At 73.6% G+C, this 1,056-nt stretch carries 1 protein-coding gene; it reads left to right on the plus strand.

Annotated features, from left to right (window positions below; genetic code table 11):
* Positions 1 to 1,056, plus strand: a 1,056-nt coding sequence (locus AB0E62_RS40075; RefSeq protein WP_362206102.1) for a beta-ketoacyl reductase, incomplete at both ends; no start/stop codon positions are given.

Genomic DNA, 1,056 nt, shown 5'->3' on the forward strand with positions numbered 1-1,056 from the left:
GCGGTTCGTGGAGTTGGTGGGTGGTGAGGATGTGGTGGCGTCGGCGCATGCGTTGGCGGTGCGGGCGCTGGAGGTGGTGCGGGAGCCGGATGCGCGGGTGGTGTTCGTGACCCGGGGTGTGGTCAGTGGTGCGGATCCGGCGGCTGCGGTGGTGTGGGGGCTGGTGCGGTCGGCGCAGGCTGAGTGGCCGGGTCGGTTCTGGCTGGTGGATGTGGAGGGCGGTGGGGAGCCGGTGGTCACGGGTGAGCCTCAGGTGGTGGTGCGTGGGGGTGCGGCGTTCGCGGCGCGGTTGGTGCGGGCTGGGGCGGTGGAGTCCCGGCCGTGGGGTGGTGACGGGGTGGTGTTGATCACCGGTGGTGTGGGGGGTCTGGGGGCGCTGGTGGCCCGGCATGTGGTGGTCGAGCACGGGGTGCGTCGGTTGTTGTTGCTGAGTCGGCGGGGCCTGGCTGCCGAAGGAGCGGCGGAGCTGGTCGCGGAGCTGGCCGGGCTGGGGGCCGAGGCTGAGGTGGTGGCGTGTGATGTGGCGGACCGGGCGGCGTTGGCGGGGGTGCTGGCCGGGCGGTCGGTGTCGGCGGTGGTGCATGCGGCCGGGGTGCTGGATGACGGGGTGCTGGAGTCGATGACGCCGGAGCGGCTGGAGCGGGTGCTGCGGCCGAAGGTGGATGGGGCGTGGCATCTGCATGAGCTGGTCGGGGAGGTGGAGCGGTTTGTGGTGTTCTCGTCGGTGGCGGGGGTGCTGGGCGCGGCCGGGCAGGCGAATTATGCGGCGGGTAATGCGTTCCTGGATGCGCTGGCGGTGCATCGCCAGGCTCTGGGTGGGTCGGGGGTGTCGCTGGCCTGGGGGCCGTGGGAGCAGGGTGCGGGCATGACGGGGGAGCTGGCCGGGGCGGATCTGGCGCGGATGCGGCGTGCGGGGGTGCTGCCGTTGACGGTTGCCGAGGGGCTGGCGCTGTTCGATGCCGCGGACGGCCCGGCGGCCGTGCCGGTCAGGCTGGACCTGGCCGGCCTGCGGGGCTCGGACGAGGTACCGGCACTCCTGCGCAACCTCGTCCGCAC

It is taken from the genome of Streptomyces sp. NPDC038707 (assembly GCF_040636485.1).
Taxonomy (GTDB): domain Bacteria; phylum Actinomycetota; class Actinomycetes; order Streptomycetales; family Streptomycetaceae; genus Streptomyces.